The following is a 17,562-nucleotide window of genomic DNA, read 5'->3' on the forward strand; positions in this document are numbered from 1 at the left end:
GTGTTTTTGAAAATTATTTTTTAGCGCACATCTATGCGGGTGAGCCAGCTGCCAAAACGCTGCACCCGGATCGGCAAGGTCTCGGCCAGACCGGTCAGCGCGCGCTCGATGTCGTCCAGCGGGAAGACGCCCTGCACCTGGATCTGCGCCGCCTCGGGGGAGACGCGCAGCAGGCCATGGCGGTAGCGCTGCAACTGGGCAATGACCTCGTGCAAGGGGCGCTGCTGCACCACCAGCCAGCCGCGCTGCCACTCGGTGCTGGGCAGCTGGTCGGCGGCCAGGCGCTGCAGCCCTGCCGCATCGACCTGGGCCGCCTCGCCGCTGCGCAGCACGGCACTTTCGCCGCTGAGGCTGCGCAGCTCGACCCGGCTTTCCAGCACGCGCACCTGGGTGCGCTCGGCCAGTTGCTCGACAGCGAACTGCGTGCCCAGCGCGCGGATATCGGCTTGTGCGGTGGAGACCACCAGGGGGCGCTGCGCATCGGCTGCGACCTGCAGGACGATATCGCCTTCGAGCAGGCGCAGGCGCCGCAGGCCTTCATCAAACGCCAGGTTGACGCGGCTGCGGGCATTGAGAACCAGGGTGCTGCCATCGGGCAGCGCAAAGCGGGCGCGCTGGCCGGTGCCGGTGCTGTAATCGGCCAGCACGGCGCCCAGCGGTTGCCAGCGGTCCAGCAGCAGCAGGCCCACGCCGGCACTGGCCACCACGGCCAAGCCTTTGAGGGCGGTGCGGCGCCGGGGCTGCAGCAAGAGCTGCCGCGCCTGCTGGGCCTGGCCGGGTTGGCGGCTATCCACGGCGCGCAGTGCGCCCACCGGCCGGCCCACGGTGTTTTGCAGGCGTTCCCAGGCCTGGGCATGGGCGGGGTCTGCGGCCTGCCAGCGTTCAAAAGCCTGGCGCTCGGCCGGCTGCACGCGGCCGGAGCTGAGGCGGACCATCCAGTCAATCGCCTGCTGGGTGGTCGCATCCAAGGCGGGTTGCGAGGCCATCAGCGCAGCTGGGCCTGCATGCAGTGCTGCAAGGCCTGGGTCAGGTAGCGCGAGACGGTGCGCACCGACACCTGCAGCCGCGCGGCAATCTCTTCATGCGGCATGTCGTCGAGCTGGCTGTAGACAAAGGCGGTGCGCACCGGCAGCGGCAGGCCGTGCAAGATGCGGTCGATCTCGGCAATGGCCTCGATCACCAGCGCCTGGTCTTCCACCGACGGCACACAGGGCATGGGCAGCGCGGCCATGCTTTCCAGGTACTGGCGCTCCAGCGCCTGGCGACGCTGAAAGTGGAACAGGATGCGCTTGGCAATCGTTGTGAGAAAGGCCCGTGGCTCCTGGAAGCTGCGCGGGTCCAGGCTGGAATCCACCACCTGCAGGAAAGTCTCTGAGGTGATGTCCTGCGCATCGCTGCGGTTGCGCATGCGGCGGTTCAGCATGCCCAGCAGCCAGGAATGGTGCGAGGTGTAGAGCGTATGCAGGGCTTGGTCGCGAGAGGGGTCCACCACAGAAAAAGATGTGAATGATAGTTATTATCATTCTAGCCTTGGCGGAATTAGCCTTGCTGCAGAGCAGCATTCGCGGCGCATCGCCCGCGTCAGCGTTCAGACCTCGATGGGGGTTTGCAGAGAGCCCTTAGACGCCAGCGGCCAAGCTGTACACCGTCAAGCCGCCATCTTCGCGGTCGCGCATCAGCAGGCCGGCCTGGGCCATTTCCTTGGCCACGCAGTAGATGGTGGCCGCTGGCAAGGGAGCGCCGCTTTGGGCGAGGTGGGAGGAGATATCGGCGCATTTGACGCGAGAGCGGCCCAGCTGGACGATGGCCTCCAGCACCCGCAGCCTTGCAGGCGTGGGCCGTATGCGCACTTGGCGGCTGCGCTTGAACCAGTGGGCAGCGGGCAGGGCGGGCGCTGCCTTGCGGGGTGCGTGGTCATCATTCATGGGCGCATCCTGGCATGGCAGTTTGGAGACGGTTTGTCGAAATGTGGCAATTTGTGTCAATGCCCGGTGGCTGATCCGCCCAGCTGCCACACAGCAGCACCGCGCAGCAGGCCAGCAGTGCTGCTGCCGTGCCACGCCGGGGGGCGTAACTCAAGATCAGCACCAGGCACCATGCCGCAACACTGAGCCAGCCCAGCCAGGCGACCGCGCCCACTGCTGCGCCCGAGGCTGCCATGCAGCGCTGCAGCGCCAGCGCCAACAGCAGGCCTGCCGCCAGGCGCAAGGCCCAGCGCAAGGGGCGGCCAGGTTCGCCCCGGCGCAGGATCTGCTCGCAGTGGCGGTCCATGGCCTGGCTCAGCAGCATCATCGCCGGCAGGCACAGTGCCAGCGGCAACGCAATGGTGCTGATCTGGGTGATGTGGTTGAAGGCGGTCATCCGCAGCACTCCAGCAGCGCGCGCAAGCTGGCCAGCAGCAGCGCGGCAGCGGCAAACTGCAGCGCCAGCCGGGCCAGGCCCTGCACATGAAAGGCCCAGAGCAGCAGCCCGGTGTACAGCACAAAACCCAGCAAGGTGCTGAGCAGCACTGCATGTGCCGGCGCGAGCAGGCCCGCCAGTACCAGGGCCTGTGCCAGCACCGCGCAGCCCAGGCCGGTGAGCAGGTAGCCGCCACCGGCCGCCAGGCTGATGCGCAAGCCCAGCCGCATTGCATGACGCCAGGGCTGTGGAGCAGTGACCACTTTGGCGGGGGCGTTCATGCGCGTGCTCCTTGGCGGGGCCCGGGCCGGGCGGCGCGGGCGGGGGGCGTGGTGTGTGTTGAAAGCCGGTGGCGCCAGGCGCCCCAGGCGGCGAGCAGGCCCAGCGCGATGCTGGTCAGCTCCACCCCGGCGCGCAGGCCATCGGCCTGTGCCAGATAGAGCAGCAGGTGCTGGCCGGTGGTGGCGGCGTTGAGCAGCGGCAGGGCCAGACACAGCAAAGCCAGCGCGCAGAGCTGCTCCTGCCAGGCCGAGCGCACGGGGCGCAGCAGCGCATGCAGCAGACTCAGTGCCCACAGCGCAAAGAACAGCCGTATCTCGGCACTGGCGCGCGCCTCGATGGCCAGCGGCAGCAGGCGGTTGCCGTAGAGGTAGCCGATGGAGGCCAGCGAGGTGCCGACCAGCGCTGCGATGTTCAGCGCATCGATGCAGCGGTAGACGGCAGGCGTGGCCCGGCCCCAGCCATGGTCGCTGCGGGTTCGGCGCTTGCTGGCAAACAGCAGCAGGCCCGTGGCCACCATGGCCGTGCCGGCCAGTCCGCAGACAAAGTACAGCCATTTCATGGTCCAGCCGCCAAAGCGGGCCATGTGCAGCGCTTCGATGACCGGGTGCACATCGCGCGCGCTGGCGGCTGGCTCGGACTGAGGTGGTGCCTGCAGCACCTCACCGGTGTCGGCGGCGATGCTGACATGCTCGGCAAGCTTGTGTATGCGCCTGGAATAGGCGCTGTCGGCCAGCTGCGCCGTAAAGCGGTGGCTGGCCGGGCCTTGCGGCGGGCGCTGCAGCGCGATGGATGCCACCGGCTGGCGCAGCAGCGACTGCGCCAGTTGCAGCTGCCGGGCCAGCTGGGGGCCGGCTGGCGGCAGATCGGGGCGCGCCGACGGTGCGCCCGCGTTCAGATCGGCCTGGTAGCGGCTGTAGGCCTGGCGATCCTCACCATAGAGCGACTGCAGCGCATGGGGCATGTAGCTGGTGTAGAAGTAGGCCAGCCCGGTGTAGACGATCATGAACAGAAAGGGCAGGGTCAGCACGGCCGAGGCGTTGTGCGCATCCAGCCAGGAGCGCTGGCCCTTGCCGGGGCGAAAGCAGAAAAAATCCTGAAAGATGCGCCGGTGCACGATGAGGCCCGAGACCAGCGCCGCCATCATGCCCATGGACACGACACCCACCACCCAAAAGCCCGCCAGGCCGCCTTGCAGCGAATAGTGAAAGGACATGAAGTGCCGGCCACCCTCGGTCTGGCGGATGGGTGGCTGCGCCTGGGGCAGGCCACTGGCCGGGTTGAGTGCTGCTTGCAGCATGCCGTCCGGCCCGCGTGCGGACAGCTGCAGGGCGTCGCCCGCGCGGGCCGGCAGATCGATCTGCCACTGCCGGGCTTGCGGCGCCCTTTGCTGCAGATAGTCCTCAGCCGTGTGCAGGGCCTGCAGCCGGTCCTGCAAGCCCAGCGCCGCGCCGGGTGGCCCGTTGGCAGGCGCCGCCTGCATCCAGCGCGTGATGGGCTCGCGGAACACGCTCAAGGTGCCGGTGACAAAGATGGCGCAGAGCAGCCAGCCGCAGACCAGGCCGCCCCAGGTGTGCAGCCAGGACATGGTCTGGCGCCAACCTGGCTGCCGCGCCGCACCGGGGACGGACCTGGGCATTTAGAAGCTGCCGCGCAAGGTCAGCTTGACGCTGCGGGGCTCGCCATACCAGTTGCCGCTGCCCGAGCTGCCCACGGTCTTGTAGTAGGTCTTGTCGAAGAGGTTGTTCAGGTTGAGCGTGGCCGACCAGTGGCGGTCGATGCGGTACTGCAGGCTGGCGTTCCAGACCGCATAGCCGGCCTGGGTGAACTTGTAGGGCACGCCTTCGCTGTCGAACTTGCCGGTGGCCGGGTTGTAGGGGTAGGCGGTGCCGCTGGCATAGGTGGTGCTTTGCACGGTCACGCCGCTGCCCACCGTCCAGGGCGAGAAGTCGCCGGGCAACTGGTAGCTGCTCCAGAGCTTGAGCAGGTGCTTGGGGGTGATGGTGCTGTAGACCAGCTGCTCGGCATCGCTCTTGTTGCGGTTGTGGTTGTAGGTATAGCCGGCAAACAGCTGCCAGCCGCGCGCCAGCTGGCCCGAGATCTCCATATCCACCCCCTGGCTGACGATCTTGCCCTGGGCGATGTAGCAGCAGCTCAGGCCCAGGTCGCCCACATCGGTGTCGGGGTAGCGCGGGTCGCGCGCGGCCTCGCCGGTACGTTCGATGCGGTAGAGCGCGATGGCGGTGTTGAGCTTGCCATCGGCCAGCTCGCCCTTGACGCCCAGCTCGAAGTTGCGGCCCTTGATGGGATCGAGCGGCGTGCCGGGCAGCGGGCCCTGCAGGCTGCTGGCCTGGGACTTGCGGATCTCGGCAATGCTGCCATACGCCGTCCAGCGGTTGTCCAGGTCATAGACCAGGCCGGCGTAGGGCGTGAGGATGCCGCTTTCCTGGTAGTAGCTTTTGCCGCTGGAACGCAGCGATCCATCGGCGTTGTAGTTGAAGTAGGGCGTGACGTTGGCGTAGCTCGCGTAGCGACCGCCGACGATGGCGGTGAGCTTGTCGGTCAGGCTCAGGTTGACGCGGCCATACAGGCCCTTTTGCGTGGCGCCATAGCCGGGGTAGCTGCGGGTCTTGCGCTCGCTGACCGCATGCGGAATCTTGTCAGGATCAAAGCCATAGACATTGGTGAGCGATTCGTCCGTCTCCATCTCGGAGTAGTAGGTGTCCTGGTCATCGCGGATCTTGGCCCAGTCGGCGCCCAGCAGCAGCTGGTGGCTGCGGCCCAGCAGGTTGAAGGGGCCGCTGATATTCAGATCAACGCTTTTCTTCTCGGAGCGGAAGTCGTTGGAAAAACCAGTCCATTCGGCGCCCAGGCCAGTAGCGGGGTCGACCGCGCCACTCAGGCTGGCCAGGCGGCCATCGCTGTCCACCTTCTGGTAGTTGAGCTGGGCCTTGGCCTTCCAGCCGCCGGCCAGCTGCTGGTCGAGCTGGGCAAACAGCTCCTTGGCGCTTTTGTCGTAGTGGCTCCAGCCGGCCATCAGCGCAGTGTTGCGCGGCAGGTGCAGGTCATCGCCATTGGGGGCGCGGGGAATGCCTTCGCGCCAGGGCGTGGCGTTAAGCTTGTCGTAGCTGGCACCCAGGCTGATCTTGGTGTCGCGGCTGAGATCAGCTTCGACAATGCCGTAGAGCAGGCTGTTCTTGGAATCGGCACTGCGGTAGAAGAAATCCTTGTCGGTATGGGCGAGCACCGCGCGGCCGCGCACGCTGCCATCGCTGTTCAAGGGGCCGGCCACATCCAGCTCCAGCTGCTTGCGGTTCCAGCTGCCCAGGCTGGCCGAGGCCTGGATCTGGCGCTGGGCCGTGGGGCGCTTGCGCACCAGGTTGATGGCGCCACCGGGCTCGCCGTTGCCGCTGAACAGGCCATTGGCGCCGCGCACGATCTGCACGCTGTCGTACATCGCCAGGTTGGGGTCAAACAGCTGCTGGCTGAAGGCGTCGACGCTGGCGCCATCGATCTGCACATTGCCAATCTCAAAGCCGCGCGAGAGAAAGCGCGTGGCCTGACCGCCCAGGCCGCCGGCACCGGCGTAGTCCACCGTCACGCCGGTGGCCTGCTGCATCACCTCGCCCACGGTGCTCAGCGCCTGGTCCTCGATCAGCTGGTGGGTCATCACGGTGATGGACTGCGGCGTCTCGCGCACATCCTGGCCCTTGCCCAGCGACACGCGACCGCTGGTGTAGGAGCCGCTGCCTTCGGTGGCTTCTTCGCGTTGGGCCTTGGCGGTGACCAGCACTTCCTGCATGGTGTGGGTGGCCAGGCTGCGCCGCTGCACGGTGATAGATGCGCCGCTGGCAATGGCCTCCAGATCGCTGGACGCCAGCGCCTTTGCCAGTGCGGCCTGCAGGCTGAAGCTGCCTTGCAGCGCCGGGGCGCTGCGCCCCTGGATCAGTGCCGCATCCACCGAGATGGCCACGCCCCAGGTCCGCGCCAGCGCATTGATGGCCTGGCCCAGGGGCTGGGCGGGCAGATTGAGCGACTGGGTGGTGGCCATCGCCGTCTGGGCTGCAGCGGGCTGGGCATGCACCGTGCTGGACAGGGACAGCAGCGCCAGCGAGCTGGCACAGGCCAGCGCGCAGGCCCATGCGATGGTGCGTTGCCGGGCGCCCGCGCTGGCGGCCAGGCGGGTGCGGACAGCGGGGCTGCAAAGGGGTGGCAAATCTCGGTACATGCGAATGCTTTCTAGGGTGTTGTCCCGGTGAAGACGCAGCAGCGGCGATATACCGGACAAATTTTTTTCAGACGCATGGAGGCCTGTGCGCATGACCCCGGCGGCCCGGGGCAGAAGGCCTGTGCGCTGGGCGCGCTGGTGGGCTCAGCGGCGGCGGATCAGGCTGCTGCCATCGGGCAGGCGCTCCACCCGTACGGGCAGAGAGCGCGGCAGGCTGGCGACAAAGGTGGCGGGGTCGCGCAGCTTGAAGCTGCCTGTCAGGTGCAGGGATTGCAGGCCGCCGGCTGGGTCCAGTTGCAGGGGGCGGTCCAGGTAGTCGTTCCAACGGCTCAGCACCTCGGGCAGTGGGCTGTGGTCAAACACCAGCCAGCCGTCGCGCCAGGCACCGACATCCTGGGCATTGACCTTGCCGGTGTGCAGGCTGCCCTGGGCATCGAGGCGCGCCGCCTCGCCCGCTGCGAGCACCACATCGGCGGCCTGGGACGCATCGCTGTGCAGGCCCCATACGGCCACGCGCCCCTGGGCCACGCTGACCTGCAGGCCCGACTCCCGCAGTGCGACCGAGAACACGGTGCCCAGCACCCGCACCCGGCCCAGCGGGGTTTGCACTTCCAAAGGCCGCTGCGCGTCATGGACCACATCCAGCCGGATCTCCCCCCGGGCCAGCTGCAGCACGCGGCGATCGCGGTAGAGCACGGCCTCCATGGCGGTGGACGGTGCCAGGTCCAGATGCGTGCCATCGGGCAGGTTCTGGGCCAGCATCTGGCCATGGCCGGTTTGCAGGGCCAGGCGTGCCAGCGGCTGCTGCCAGTACCAGCGCCCGCCCATTCCCAGCAGGCTGGCCAGGCCTGCCGTGCCCAGCAGCGACAAGCTGCGGCGGCGCTGCTGGCGGCTGCGCTCGGCCTGGCTGGCGGGCAGCGCGAAATCCGCCTGCAGCGCATGCGCCTCGGTCGCCTGCCAGCCTTGCAGCGCCTGCTGGGCGGCGGTCTCGTTGTCGGGCGATTGCGCGCGCCAACGGGCCAAGGTCTGTGTGGCGGCCTCGGCGCTGGCTGGTTCACCCGCGTGCTGGCGGGCGATCAGCAGCAAGGCGTATTCCAGGCGTTTGCGCGGGCTGTCTGCCCCAGTGGCGGCGGCTGCCATCAGGCCTCCAGACCCATGCAGTCACAGACAGCGCGCACCACATGCTTTTCCACCGAAGCCAGGCTGATGTCCATGTGCGCGGCCGCCTCAGCGTGGCTGTAGCCGTAGATGCGCACCAGCACAAACACCTCGCGGCGCTTGCGGGGCATGGCCGAGAGGCGGCGTACCAGGTGCTCCAGCTGCTGACGGCTGGCAATGATGCGCTCGGTGGAAGGGGCTTCGTCGGCGCTGACCAGGGCCAGGGTCTGCAGCAGCTGGGCATCGGTCTGGCGGCGACGGGCATCGTCGATGACGATGTTCTTGCCGGTGCGAAACAGCAGGGCCCGCAGGTCTCTCACTGCCACTTCACGCGCCTGCAGGGCCAGCACCCTTGCATAGCTCTCCTGCACGACATCGGCAGCGGCCTGCCGGTCATTGAGCGAGCGGGAGAAGAAATTCAGCAGTTCTGCGTAGTAGCTCGCAAGCACGAGGAACACCTTGGCCGTGGTGGTGGTGAGAGCGCCCGGCAACAGCGGCGGGCGGGGCATTGCCCTGGAGCAAAGGCGCGATCTTATCAAAAAACAGGAATGACTCTCATTTCCGTTCGCTCTACCCAGTAGGCCGGGGTGGCAGGGCTTGCGGGCGCAGTGCAGAAACAGCAAAGCCCAGGGGCGCGGTGCTGCGCCCCTGGGCTGGTGGATGCGGGGCGAAGGATTAGACCCGTTGGCGGCGCGCAGACAGGCGCCGGGCGCCCAAGCCTGCCGTCAGCAGACCCAGCAGCAGCACGCTCCAGATCTGCAAGCTGGGCACTGGGGTGGGGTTGCCGGGCACTTCGGCCGCCGTGGTGGTGACCGTGGCCGAGGCCGTGCAAGGCAGTGCGCTGCCGCCCAGGCATTGGGCGCCAGGCTCCGTGCTGCTGAGGCTGGCCTGGTTGGTCAGGCTGCTGCTGCGCGGGGCAGATGCGGCGACCTGGGCCTGGATCACATAGCTCAGGCTGGCGCCGGCGGGCAGGTTGGCCAGGGTTTCGCTCAAGGGGCCGCTGCCGGTTGCAGCCGGGCAGGTGGCACCGCTGCCCGCGCAGGTCCAGGCGCCCAGCACCACGCTGGCGGGGGCGGGGTCCGTCAACAGCGCCTGCGCAATCGGCACGGCACCGGCATTGCGTACGGTGATGGTGTAAACCATGGCGCTGCCGGGCTGCAATGCGCCGCTGGCACTGACGCTCTTGCTCAATTGCAGGACGGGGTTGGGCCACAGATCCACTGCCACCGACGCGCTGCAGGGCTTGGCCTGGGTTTGCGCCGTGGCGGGGTTGTAGCACAGCCATTCGGCATTGCTGGCCGCCACCGTGGCGGTGTTGTTGACCTGGTCCATGCGGGTGGTGATGCTGTCCACCGTGGCGACCACGGTGTAGACCAGGCTGGCACTGGCGCGCATGCTGGCGATGGTCTGGCTCAGTACACCAGCGGCTGCGAGACTGCCGCTGGCTTGGGGGCAGACGGCCAGGCTGCCGACGGGTGATTGGCAGCTCCAGGTGGCCGAGGCAAAGCCGGCGGGCAGGGGGTCAGACAGGACCACGCCCGTCAGCTCGGCTGCCCCTTCGTTCTTGACGGTGATGCTGTAAGTGGCGGTTTGCCCGGGGTGGAGTGGGGCGGTGGCGTCTACGGTTTTGACCACGCTGAGCAAGGGGCTGGTGGCCACCGATGCGGAAGCGCTGCAAGGGGTGGGAAAGCCGTCACGTGCATCGCAGCTGAGGGTGCTGCTGGCAGGCGGCAGGATGGTGGCGGTATTGGTGATGACCGTGGCGCCTGTAGGCAGCGGATTGCTGAAGCGCGAGTTGACACGGAACACCAGGGCGCTACCAGCGGGCAGGGTCGGCAAGACGGCATCGAGCGGAAAGCTGCCGGTGGCTGGAGTGGGGCAGACGGCTGCGCTGCCTGCGGGGCGGCTGCAGCTCCAGCTGCTGGCGGCGGTTTGCAGGCCGTCGGGCAGGGTATCTTGCAGGCGGGTGCCGCTGGCATCGCGGTTGCTAGCATTGGTGACGGTGATGTCGTAGTAGGCCAAACCATTGGCGCTGGCCAGGCCGGTGTAGGCGCTGCCATCGCTGTTGACGGCCTGCTTGGCGACCGACAGCGGTGGCGAGCAGGAAGCGGTGCCGCTGGACTGCACCAGCAGGCCCGAAGGATCACCCTGGTTGCCGACGACTACATACAGGGTGTTGGCACCGGTTTTAAAACCATTATTGAGCAGTACGGGCACATTACCGCCAGCGCCAAAACCACCCACCCCTGCAATGGCGCCGTTGTTGGTGTAATCAAATACCGCGTCATTGACGAAAATGCGCTTGACCTGGTTATCTACATACAGGCTCAGGCTGAGATTAAAACTGCTGGGATCGACGGCCGGGTCCAAATTGAAATCATATTTGTAGACATAATAATCCCGGCCATATTGCACCCCAATCCATTCGGCATTGCCAAAGGGCGATTCCACCCAGGCGCCATTGCCGGCACCCGGGCGGTCCACCGGCCCCTGGGCGTAAGACAGGCCAGCGGCCGCCGCCGTGGTCGTTATATCGCCCAGGGCCGCGGCAATCGACCAATGGGCATCCTGGCTGCCAATCGCCAGCTTGGGGCTGTTGATGCTGTAGCCATTGCTGCCGTCAATACCGGTGTTGAAAATTGCGGGATCGGTATTGCAGGATACGACGGGCGCTGTTTGGGCCTGCACCACCATGGGTTGTAGAAGTGCCGCCACCGCACATCCCAGGCCCAGATAATGGGCCAGAGATACTCTGATGCCTTTCATGCTATTCCAATCTTAAATAAGTTTATTTGATTTGAATATGCATATTAATAGGATTGGTGCAGCTTGGGAGGCTGGCAATGTCAAACGTCTTCAGGCCTGCTGGCGTTTGACAATGTTTATGAAACTGAGAATCAGAGTCGCTCTCAATAGGCGGGGCTGGCTTGTTGCAAATCAAGGGGCGTGCCGCAACCAGGTGGGCGGCTTCAAGAAGAGGGGATGGGGCAGACGCAGCGCCTTGCCTGAGGGATGCATGCCCATTGCCTCCGATGCCAGCCAGGGTGACTTGTTCGATTCGAACACCTACAGCCTGGGCGCAAGATCGGGTTTCGCATCGATGGCAACCAGCGCATCCAGCTGGCGGCCAACCGCGACTGCATTCGCGGCCTGGAGCTGATCGCTGACCATGGCTCCACTGCATGCCTCCGCTGTAGCTTGCGTGGCCTGCGTGGCCTGCGGCAAGAACGACAGCCGCTTGCCGGCAGCCGGTGCGACCTTGACGGCGAGCTATACGCACCACTGGTGATCTCGGCGCGGATCAGAGGCGCTGCGACCTTAGCCGTCGCTGCGGCCTCTGAACCACAGCCAAACCACCGCCAGCACGCAGATGCTGACGCCAATCAGGCTGACAAAGCCAGCAATGCGGGTATCGCTGGCCAGCAGGTTCCAGCGGCTGAAGATTTCTGTCCAGTCATGCTCGCCACCGCCCACCAAGGGCAGTTGCTGGCTGCGGGCATCCTTCATATAGCGTGCAACATTCAGCAGACTGGCCCCCAGCCACAGCCAGGCTGCGGCAAAGCCCAGGCTCTGGCGCTGGCGCCAAAAGTGCTGCACAAACAACAGCGGAAACAGCAGCTGGAAGAGGGTGCCGCCATACACCGCCAGGCGGTCGGAGAAGATGCCCACGATGGGATGCCCTGCCTCATGGATGGCCAGGTTGGCATGGTCCAGCAAAAACACCCATTGCTCTGCCGTCCACAGGTGCTGCGCCAACACATACAAGGCCGCCAAGCCCACGACGACCGTTGACCCTAAACTGGCGCCTTGCCAGTCCTCAGCGTTGATCTCCTGCCAATGCTCTCTCAGCGACATGGCTTGTGCTCCCGGTGTGCTTGACTGCAGAGCAGTGTAGTGGCCGGCGTTGCGCCCGGGCGCAGCGGTTGGTGTGCCAGTACAACAGGCTGAGGGGGAGGGCGCCCGGGGCAGCCAAGGATCTCACTGCACTGGCATACCCTGGGCGCTGCCAGGTCGGCTCTGGCCCGTGTCAGGGTTGGGAGGGGCCATGCTGCCAATAAAAAAACCAAGTGACAGCAATCACTTGGTTTGTATTTCTGGCGGAAGCTCAGGGATTCGAACCCTGGAACCCTTTCGGGTTGCCGGTTTTCAAGACCGGTGCAATCGACCACTCTGCCAAACTTCCTGGAGGCTGCTGGGCGGAGTGGTCGCCTGGCAGCAGCAGGGATTGTATGCGAATTCCGGCCCGCAGCCTCAGTGGCGGGCGGGTTCGGGATCGTCTTTGAGGCGGCTGTGGGCCAGCGCGCCGGCCGCTTCCAGGATCGGGTAGGCGACCGAGCACAGCAGCGAATTGATGCGCTTCAAGTCGCTGATCAGGTCGATGTGCAGCGAACTGGTCTCGATGCTGGGCACGGTGTTGTGGGAGAGGCGCTCCAGGTGCGAGGCCGAATAGGCCAGCTCCAGGTCGCGGAAGCGCGCTTTTTCTTCCAGCAGCTTTTGCGCATCGCGCACATTGCCCGAGAGGAACACGCTCATCGCCAGGCGCAGGTTGTCCAGCAGGTGGGCATGCAGCTCGTTGATTTCTTCCATCCCCTGCTTGCTGAACTGGCGGCGCTTCTTGATCTTCTTGTTTTCGACGTCGGTGAGCACGCGCTCGATGATGTCGCCGATCTGCTCCATGTTGATGGTGAAGTTGATCACTTCGGTCCAGCGCTGGCTCTCGCGTTCGTCCAGTTCGGCGCGCGAGATCTTGGTCATGTAGTACTTGATGGCCGAGTACAGCTCATCGACCGTGTCGTCGAGCTTGCGCAGGTCCTGCGACAGCTGCTGGTTGTCGGTCTGCACGACATTGTGCAGGCCGATCAGCATGGACTCGACCACATCGGCCTGATGCAGCGCCTCACGCGCAGCGCAGGAGATGGCCAGCGAAGGGGTCGACAAGGCCGAGGCATCGAGGTGGCGCGGGCGTTGCGGGCCCTTGTGCGCTTCTTCCTTGGGCAGGAGCTTGCGCATCCAGTCGCCGATCACGCCGGTGAACCAGATAAAGCCCAGGGTGTTGAGGATGTTGAAGGCCAGGTGGAACAGCACCGCCGAGCGGCCCGCATCGTTGATGTAGGGCATCGCATGGGTGACCCAGAGACCGACGAAAGGCGAGACGATGGCCACGCCCATGATCTTGAAGATCAGGTTGCCGATGGTGACCTGGCGCACTTCGATGCTGGACTTGGCCGTTTGCAGTACGGCGAGCACACCGCTGCCCAGGTTGGCACCCAGCACCAGGCCCAGGGCCATGTCGCCGGTGATGGCGCCCGACGCGGCCATGGCGGCGATCAGCAGCACGATGGCCAGGCTGGAGTAGGCGATGATGGCCAGGATGGCGCCCAGCAGCAGCTCCATGAAGAAGTCGCTCTTGACGCTGACCAGCAGGGTGCGCACGGCGTCGGAGGCGAGCAGGGGCTCGGTGGCCTCCACGATCAGGCGCAGCGCCAGCAGCATCAGGCCCAGGCCGATAAAGACGCGGCCCACGCGGCCGGGTGTGGAATCCTGCTTGGAGATGAACAGCACGACGCCCGAGAAAATCAGCAACGGCGAGAGCCAGGAGAGGTCGGTCGAGAACAGCACCGCCATCAAGGCGGTGCCCACGTCGGCGCCGCGCATCACCGACAAGGCGGCGGTGAGCGGTATCAGGCCCTGGCCGACGAAGGACGCGGTCATCAGGGAGGTGGCGCTGCTGGACTGGACGAGGGCCGTGACCCCGATGCCCGAGAGCATCGCGGTAAAACGGTTGCTCATACTGCGCGCCAGCAGGTTGCGGAGGTTGGCGCCAAAGACGCGCAGCACCCCTGTGCGCACCATATGAGAGCCCCAAACCAGCAACGCAATGGCGGCAAGAAGATTGAGCAAGTGTTTCATAAGGCGAACCGGACACTATACCCCTGATACGCGCGCCGCGCTGTAGGGCGAATGCCATTGTGTCTCTTTTTATGCAGGCCAGGCGCTGGTTTGCGCCTGGCAGGGCGGGTTTGGGCGAAGGGTGAACAATGGATAAAAAACACCGCCGTCGTGGTGCGAGGGCGGTGTCTGGGTGTTGCCTATAAAGGCGTTCAACAGCCTGATCAGCTTTTCTCGCCCCGGCGCATGCGCAGCAGCTCGTCCAGAATCAGCAGGAACGCGCCCAGGCAGATGGCCGAATCGGCCAGGTTGAAGGCCGGAAAGTGGCTGCCCATCCAATGGAAGTCGAGCATGTCGACCACATAGCCGTGGCGCATGCGGTCCACCACATTGCCGATGGCGCCGCCCATGATGCAGGTAAGCGCCAGGCAGAACAGGGACTTGTGGCTGTGGCGGTAGAGCTGCCAGACGATGACGGCGGTGACCACCACGCCAATACCGGTGAACAGCCAGCGCTGCCAGCCGCCGGCGCTGGCCAGGAAGGAGAAGGCCGCGCCGGGGTTGTGCGCCCGGACGATGTTGAAGAAGCCGGTGATGGTGGTGTACTCGCCCAGCTGGTAGTGGGCCAGGATCCATTCCTTGCTCCACTGGTCCAGCCAGAAAATCACCGCAGCAATCACCAGCCACAGCACAAACCGGCCTTTGCCGGCGCTGCCCAGCACAGGGGTGGCGGCGGCGTTCATCAGGCCATCAGACGGGTTTCACCCGCGCCATGGAGGTTGCTGTCGCAGCGGCCGCACAGGGTCGGGTGGGCAGGGTTCTGGCCCACATCGTCGCGGTAGTGCCAGCAGCGCTCGCACTTGGCCTTGTCCGATGGGTTGACGGCCACGCTGAGCGCATCACCGGCGGCCACCGTAGCGGCCGAGGTGATCAGCACAAACTTGAGGTCGTCAGCCAGGGTCTGCAGCAGCGCCAGGTCTTCCGGCTGGGCGCTGATGGCCACTTCGGCCTGCAGCGATGCACCCACCTTGCCATCGGCACGCAGGGTTTCGATGTCCTTGTTGACGACATCGCGGATCTCGCGGATGCGCGCCCACTTGGCCAGCAGGGCCTCGTCGCCAGCGGGCAGGTCGCAGAACTTCTCCAGGAAGATGGTCTCGCTGTTGCCAACGATCTTCCAGGCCTCTTCGGCGGTGAAGGACAGGAAGGGCGCCATCCAGCGCAGCATGGCCTGTGTGATCTGGTGAAGCGCGGTCTGGGCCGAGCGGCGTGCCAGGCTGCCTTCGGCGCTGGTGTAGAGGCGGTCCTTGAGGACGTCCAGGTAGAAGCCGCCCAGGTCCTCGGAGCAGAACAGCTGCAGCTTGGCCACCACGGGGTGGAACTCATAGACCTTGTAGTGCGCCAGCAGCTCGGCCTGGAACTGTGCCGAGCGGGCCAGCGCCCAGCGGTCGATCTCCAGCATGTCTTCGTAGGCGACCGCATCCTTGGCCACAACAAAGTCGCTGATGTTGGCCATCAGGAAGCGCAGGGTGTTGCGGATGCGGCGGTAGGCATCCACCACGCGGGCGAGGATCTTGTCGTCGATGCCAAGGTCGCCCGAGTAGTCGGTCGAGGCCACCCACAGGCGGATGATCTCGGCGCCCATCTTGTTGCTCACATCCTGCGGCGCGACGGTGTTGCCCACGGACTTGGACATCTTCTTGCCCTGGCCGTCCACGGTGAAGCCGTGGGTCAGCAGGCCCTTGTAGGGCGCGCGGCCAAAGATGGCCGAGGCCAGCAGCAAGGAGCTGTGGAACCAGCCACGGTGCTGGTCATGGCCTTCCAGGTACAGGTCGGCCTCGGGGCCGCTGTCGTGGTGGTGCTCAGGGTGGGTGCCGCGCAGCACATGCCAGAAGGTCGAGCCCGAATCGAACCAGACTTCCAGGATGTCGGTGCTCTTGGTGTAGAGCTTGGCTTCTTCAGCGCCCAGGATCTCTTCACCGGTCACCCGGCTCCAGGCCTCGATGCCGCCTTCTGCGACGATCTCGACGGCCTGGTCCAGGATCTCCATCGTGCGGGGGTGCAGTGCGCCCGTGTCCACATGCAGGAAGAAGGGGATGGGCACGCCCCAGCTGCGCTGGCGCGAGATGCACCAGTCCGGCCGGCCGGCGATCATCGCGCGCAGGCGCTCCTGGCCGTTTTCCGGGTAGAAGCTGGTGTGCTCGATCGCGTCCAGCGCGATCTGGCGCAGGGTCTGGGCCGGCTTTTGGGCCGGGTCGGTGAACACGCCTTCGCCTTCGTCCATGCGGATGAACCACTGGGCGGCGGCGCGGTAGATCACCGGCGTCTTGTGGCGCCAGCAATGCGGGTAGCTGTGGGTGATGGTCTTGGTGTCCATCAGGCGGCCGGCAACTTTGAGCGCGTCCAGGATGACGGGCACAGCCTTCCAGATGTGCTGGCCACCAAACAGCGGCAGCTCGGGCTCATAGACGCCATTGCCCTGCACCGGGTTGAGGATGTCCTTGTAGTCCATGCCATTGCTGACGCAGGAGTTGAAGTCATCCAGACCGTAGGCGGGCGCGGAGTGCACGATACCGGTACCGTCGTCGGCCGTGGCGTAGTCAGCCAAGTAGACGGGCGAGATACGGTCATAACCCTTGTCCACATGGGCCAGCGGGTGCTTGAAGGGCATGTGGTCCAGCACCTTGCCGGGGGCCGATGCGATCACCTTGCCTTCGATGCCCCAGCGCTCCATGCACTTGTCCACCAGCGCGCTGGCCAGCACCAGCAGGCCGCGCTCGGTATCGACCAGGCTGTATTCCAGGTCGGGGTTGACGTTCAGGGCCTGGTTGGCCGGGATGGTCCAGGCGGTGGTCGTCCAGATGACGATGAAGGCTTGCTTGTCCAGCTTGGCCAGGCCAAAGGCGGCTGCCAGCTTGGCCGGATCGGCCGCCGGGAACATCACATCCAGGGTCTGACTTTGCTTGTCGGCGTATTCGATCTCGAACTCGGCCAGCGACGAGGCGCAGTCAAAGCACCAGTAGACGGGCTTCAGCCCGCGGTAGACAAAGCCACGCTCCATGACCTTCTTGAGTGCGCGCAGCTCGCCCGCCTCGTTGGCATAGTTCATGGTCTTGTAGGGGTGGTCCCAGTCGCCCAGCACGCCCAGGCGCTTGAAATCCGCCATCTGCTGGCCGATCTGCTCGGTGGCGAAGGCACGGCTCTTGGCCTGCATCTCGTCGCGGGGCAGGTTGCGGCCATGCAGTTTTTCGATCGCGTTCTCGATCGGCAGGCCGTGGCAGTCCCAGCCTGGCGCGTACAGCGCGTCATAGCCTTCCAGCTGGCGGCTCTTGACGATCATGTCCTTGAGGATCTTGTTGACGGCGTGGCCGATGTGGATCTTGCCGTTGGCGTAGGGTGGGCCGTCGTGCAGGATGAACTTGGGCGCACCGCTGCGGGCATCACGTAGGCGCTTGTAGATGCCTTGGTCCTCCCACTCCTTGACCCAGCCCGGCTCGCGCTTGGGCAGATCGCCGCGCATCGGAAACGGGGTGTCGGGCATGTTCAAGGTGGCGCGGTACGCAGAGGCCTTTTCTGCGGGGGACGATTTGTCGGACATAAATACCTTC

The 17,562-nt window shown here is 65.7% G+C and carries 14 protein-coding genes and 1 tRNA gene; all 15 read right to left on the reverse strand.

Annotated elements, in window-relative coordinates:
- Positions 1 to 20: 20 nt before the first annotated feature.
- Complete coding sequence (locus tag EDF71_RS21905) at positions 21 to 986, reverse strand: FecR family protein (protein ID WP_133858656.1); 966 nt, start codon at positions 984 to 986, stop codon at positions 21 to 23.
- On the reverse strand, positions 986 to 1,489 hold the full coding sequence (locus tag EDF71_RS21910; protein ID WP_243854401.1) for a sigma-70 family RNA polymerase sigma factor: 504 nt from the start codon (positions 1,487 to 1,489) through the stop codon (positions 986 to 988). The genes EDF71_RS21905 and EDF71_RS21910 overlap by 1 nt, the downstream gene beginning before the upstream one ends.
- 130 nt (positions 1,490 to 1,619) lie before the next feature.
- The gene (locus EDF71_RS21915; RefSeq protein ID WP_021027622.1) at positions 1,620 to 1,925 is read right to left on the reverse strand and encodes a transcriptional repressor; all 306 of its coding nucleotides are present in this window, start codon (positions 1,923 to 1,925) and stop codon (positions 1,620 to 1,622) included.
- Positions 1,918 to 2,361: a DUF3325 domain-containing protein gene (locus EDF71_RS21920; RefSeq protein WP_133858657.1), complete on the reverse strand. Its 444-nt coding sequence runs from the start codon at positions 2,359 to 2,361 to the stop codon at positions 1,918 to 1,920. The genes EDF71_RS21915 and EDF71_RS21920 overlap by 8 nt, the downstream gene beginning before the upstream one ends.
- Positions 2,358 to 2,681 carry a hypothetical protein gene (locus EDF71_RS21925; protein WP_243854402.1) on the reverse strand — a complete coding sequence of 108 codons (324 nt, stop codon included), beginning with the start codon at positions 2,679 to 2,681 and terminating at the stop codon, positions 2,358 to 2,360. Before EDF71_RS21925 ends, EDF71_RS21920 begins: the two co-directional genes overlap by 4 nt.
- A complete protein-coding gene (locus tag EDF71_RS21930) occupies positions 2,678 to 4,267 on the reverse strand; it encodes a PepSY-associated TM helix domain-containing protein (protein ID WP_208301115.1) in 1,590 nt (529 codons plus the stop codon). Before EDF71_RS21930 ends, EDF71_RS21925 begins: the two co-directional genes overlap by 4 nt.
- 51 nt (positions 4,268 to 4,318) lie before the next feature.
- Positions 4,319 to 6,907 (reverse strand): TonB-dependent siderophore receptor, encoded by a 2,589-nt coding sequence (locus EDF71_RS21935; protein ID WP_133858659.1) that lies wholly within the window; start codon positions 6,905 to 6,907, stop codon positions 4,319 to 4,321.
- Between the two features lie 144 nt (positions 6,908 to 7,051).
- Positions 7,052 to 8,047, reverse strand: coding sequence for a FecR domain-containing protein (locus tag EDF71_RS21940; RefSeq protein WP_133858660.1), 996 nt, complete (start codon positions 8,045 to 8,047; stop codon positions 7,052 to 7,054).
- Complete coding sequence (locus EDF71_RS21945) at positions 8,047 to 8,514, reverse strand: sigma-70 family RNA polymerase sigma factor (RefSeq protein ID WP_133858700.1); 468 nt, start codon at positions 8,512 to 8,514, stop codon at positions 8,047 to 8,049. The genes EDF71_RS21940 and EDF71_RS21945 overlap by 1 nt, the downstream gene beginning before the upstream one ends.
- Positions 8,515 to 8,740: 226 nt before the next feature.
- A complete protein-coding gene (locus EDF71_RS21950) occupies positions 8,741 to 10,831 on the reverse strand; it encodes a DUF11 domain-containing protein (RefSeq protein ID WP_133858661.1) in 2,091 nt (696 codons plus the stop codon).
- 552 nt (positions 10,832 to 11,383) lie between these two features.
- Positions 11,384 to 11,920, reverse strand: coding sequence for a hypothetical protein (locus EDF71_RS21955; RefSeq protein WP_133858662.1), 537 nt, complete (start codon positions 11,918 to 11,920; stop codon positions 11,384 to 11,386).
- 240 nt (positions 11,921 to 12,160) lie between these two features.
- Positions 12,161 to 12,248: transfer RNA gene (locus EDF71_RS21960), tRNA-Ser, on the reverse strand.
- Between the two features lie 68 nt (positions 12,249 to 12,316).
- Positions 12,317 to 13,975, reverse strand: a complete 1,659-nt coding sequence (locus EDF71_RS21965) for a Na/Pi cotransporter family protein (protein ID WP_133858663.1) — start codon at positions 13,973 to 13,975, stop codon at positions 12,317 to 12,319.
- A 203-nt stretch (positions 13,976 to 14,178) separates the two neighbouring features.
- Positions 14,179 to 14,697 carry a signal peptidase II gene (gene lspA / locus EDF71_RS21970; protein ID WP_133858664.1) on the reverse strand — a complete coding sequence of 173 codons (519 nt, stop codon included), beginning with the start codon at positions 14,695 to 14,697 and terminating at the stop codon, positions 14,179 to 14,181.
- The gene (ileS, locus tag EDF71_RS21975) at positions 14,697 to 17,552 is read right to left on the reverse strand and encodes an isoleucine--tRNA ligase (RefSeq protein ID WP_133858665.1); all 2,856 of its coding nucleotides are present in this window, start codon (positions 17,550 to 17,552) and stop codon (positions 14,697 to 14,699) included. Before ileS ends, lspA begins: the two co-directional genes overlap by 1 nt.
- Positions 17,553 to 17,562: the final 10 nt, after the last annotated feature.

It is taken from the genome of Comamonas sp. JUb58 (assembly GCF_004364775.1).
Classification (GTDB): Bacteria; Pseudomonadota; Gammaproteobacteria; order Burkholderiales; family Burkholderiaceae_C; genus Comamonas.

Bases quoted from the DNA above. Each gene is read 5' to 3' on its own strand.
- EDF71_RS21905 (WP_133858656.1), bottom strand. From the start codon at position 986: ATGGCCTCGCAACCCGCCTTGGATGCGACCACCCAGCAGGCGATTGAC.
- EDF71_RS21915 (WP_021027622.1), bottom strand. From the start codon at position 1,925: ATGAATGATGACCACGCACCCCGCAAGGCAGCGCCCGCCCTGCCCGCT.
- EDF71_RS21920 (WP_133858657.1), bottom strand. From the start codon at position 2,361: ATGACCGCCTTCAACCACATCACCCAGATCAGCACCATTGCGTTGCCG.
- EDF71_RS21925 (WP_243854402.1), bottom strand. From the start codon at position 2,681: ATGAACGCCCCCGCCAAAGTGGTCACTGCTCCACAGCCCTGGCGTCAT.
- EDF71_RS21930 (WP_208301115.1), bottom strand. From the start codon at position 4,267: ATGTCCTGGCTGCACACCTGGGGCGGCCTGGTCTGCGGCTGGCTGCTC.
- EDF71_RS21935 (WP_133858659.1), bottom strand. From the start codon at position 6,907: ATGTACCGAGATTTGCCACCCCTTTGCAGCCCCGCTGTCCGCACCCGC.
- EDF71_RS21940 (WP_133858660.1), bottom strand. From the start codon at position 8,047: ATGGCAGCCGCCGCCACTGGGGCAGACAGCCCGCGCAAACGCCTGGAA.
- EDF71_RS21950 (WP_133858661.1), bottom strand. From the start codon at position 10,831: ATGAAAGGCATCAGAGTATCTCTGGCCCATTATCTGGGCCTGGGATGT.
- EDF71_RS21955 (WP_133858662.1), bottom strand. From the start codon at position 11,920: ATGTCGCTGAGAGAGCATTGGCAGGAGATCAACGCTGAGGACTGGCAA.
- EDF71_RS21965 (WP_133858663.1), bottom strand. From the start codon at position 13,975: ATGAAACACTTGCTCAATCTTCTTGCCGCCATTGCGTTGCTGGTTTGG.
- lspA (WP_133858664.1), bottom strand. From the start codon at position 14,697: ATGAACGCCGCCGCCACCCCTGTGCTGGGCAGCGCCGGCAAAGGCCGG.
- ileS (WP_133858665.1), bottom strand. From the start codon at position 17,552: ATGTCCGACAAATCGTCCCCCGCAGAAAAGGCCTCTGCGTACCGCGCC.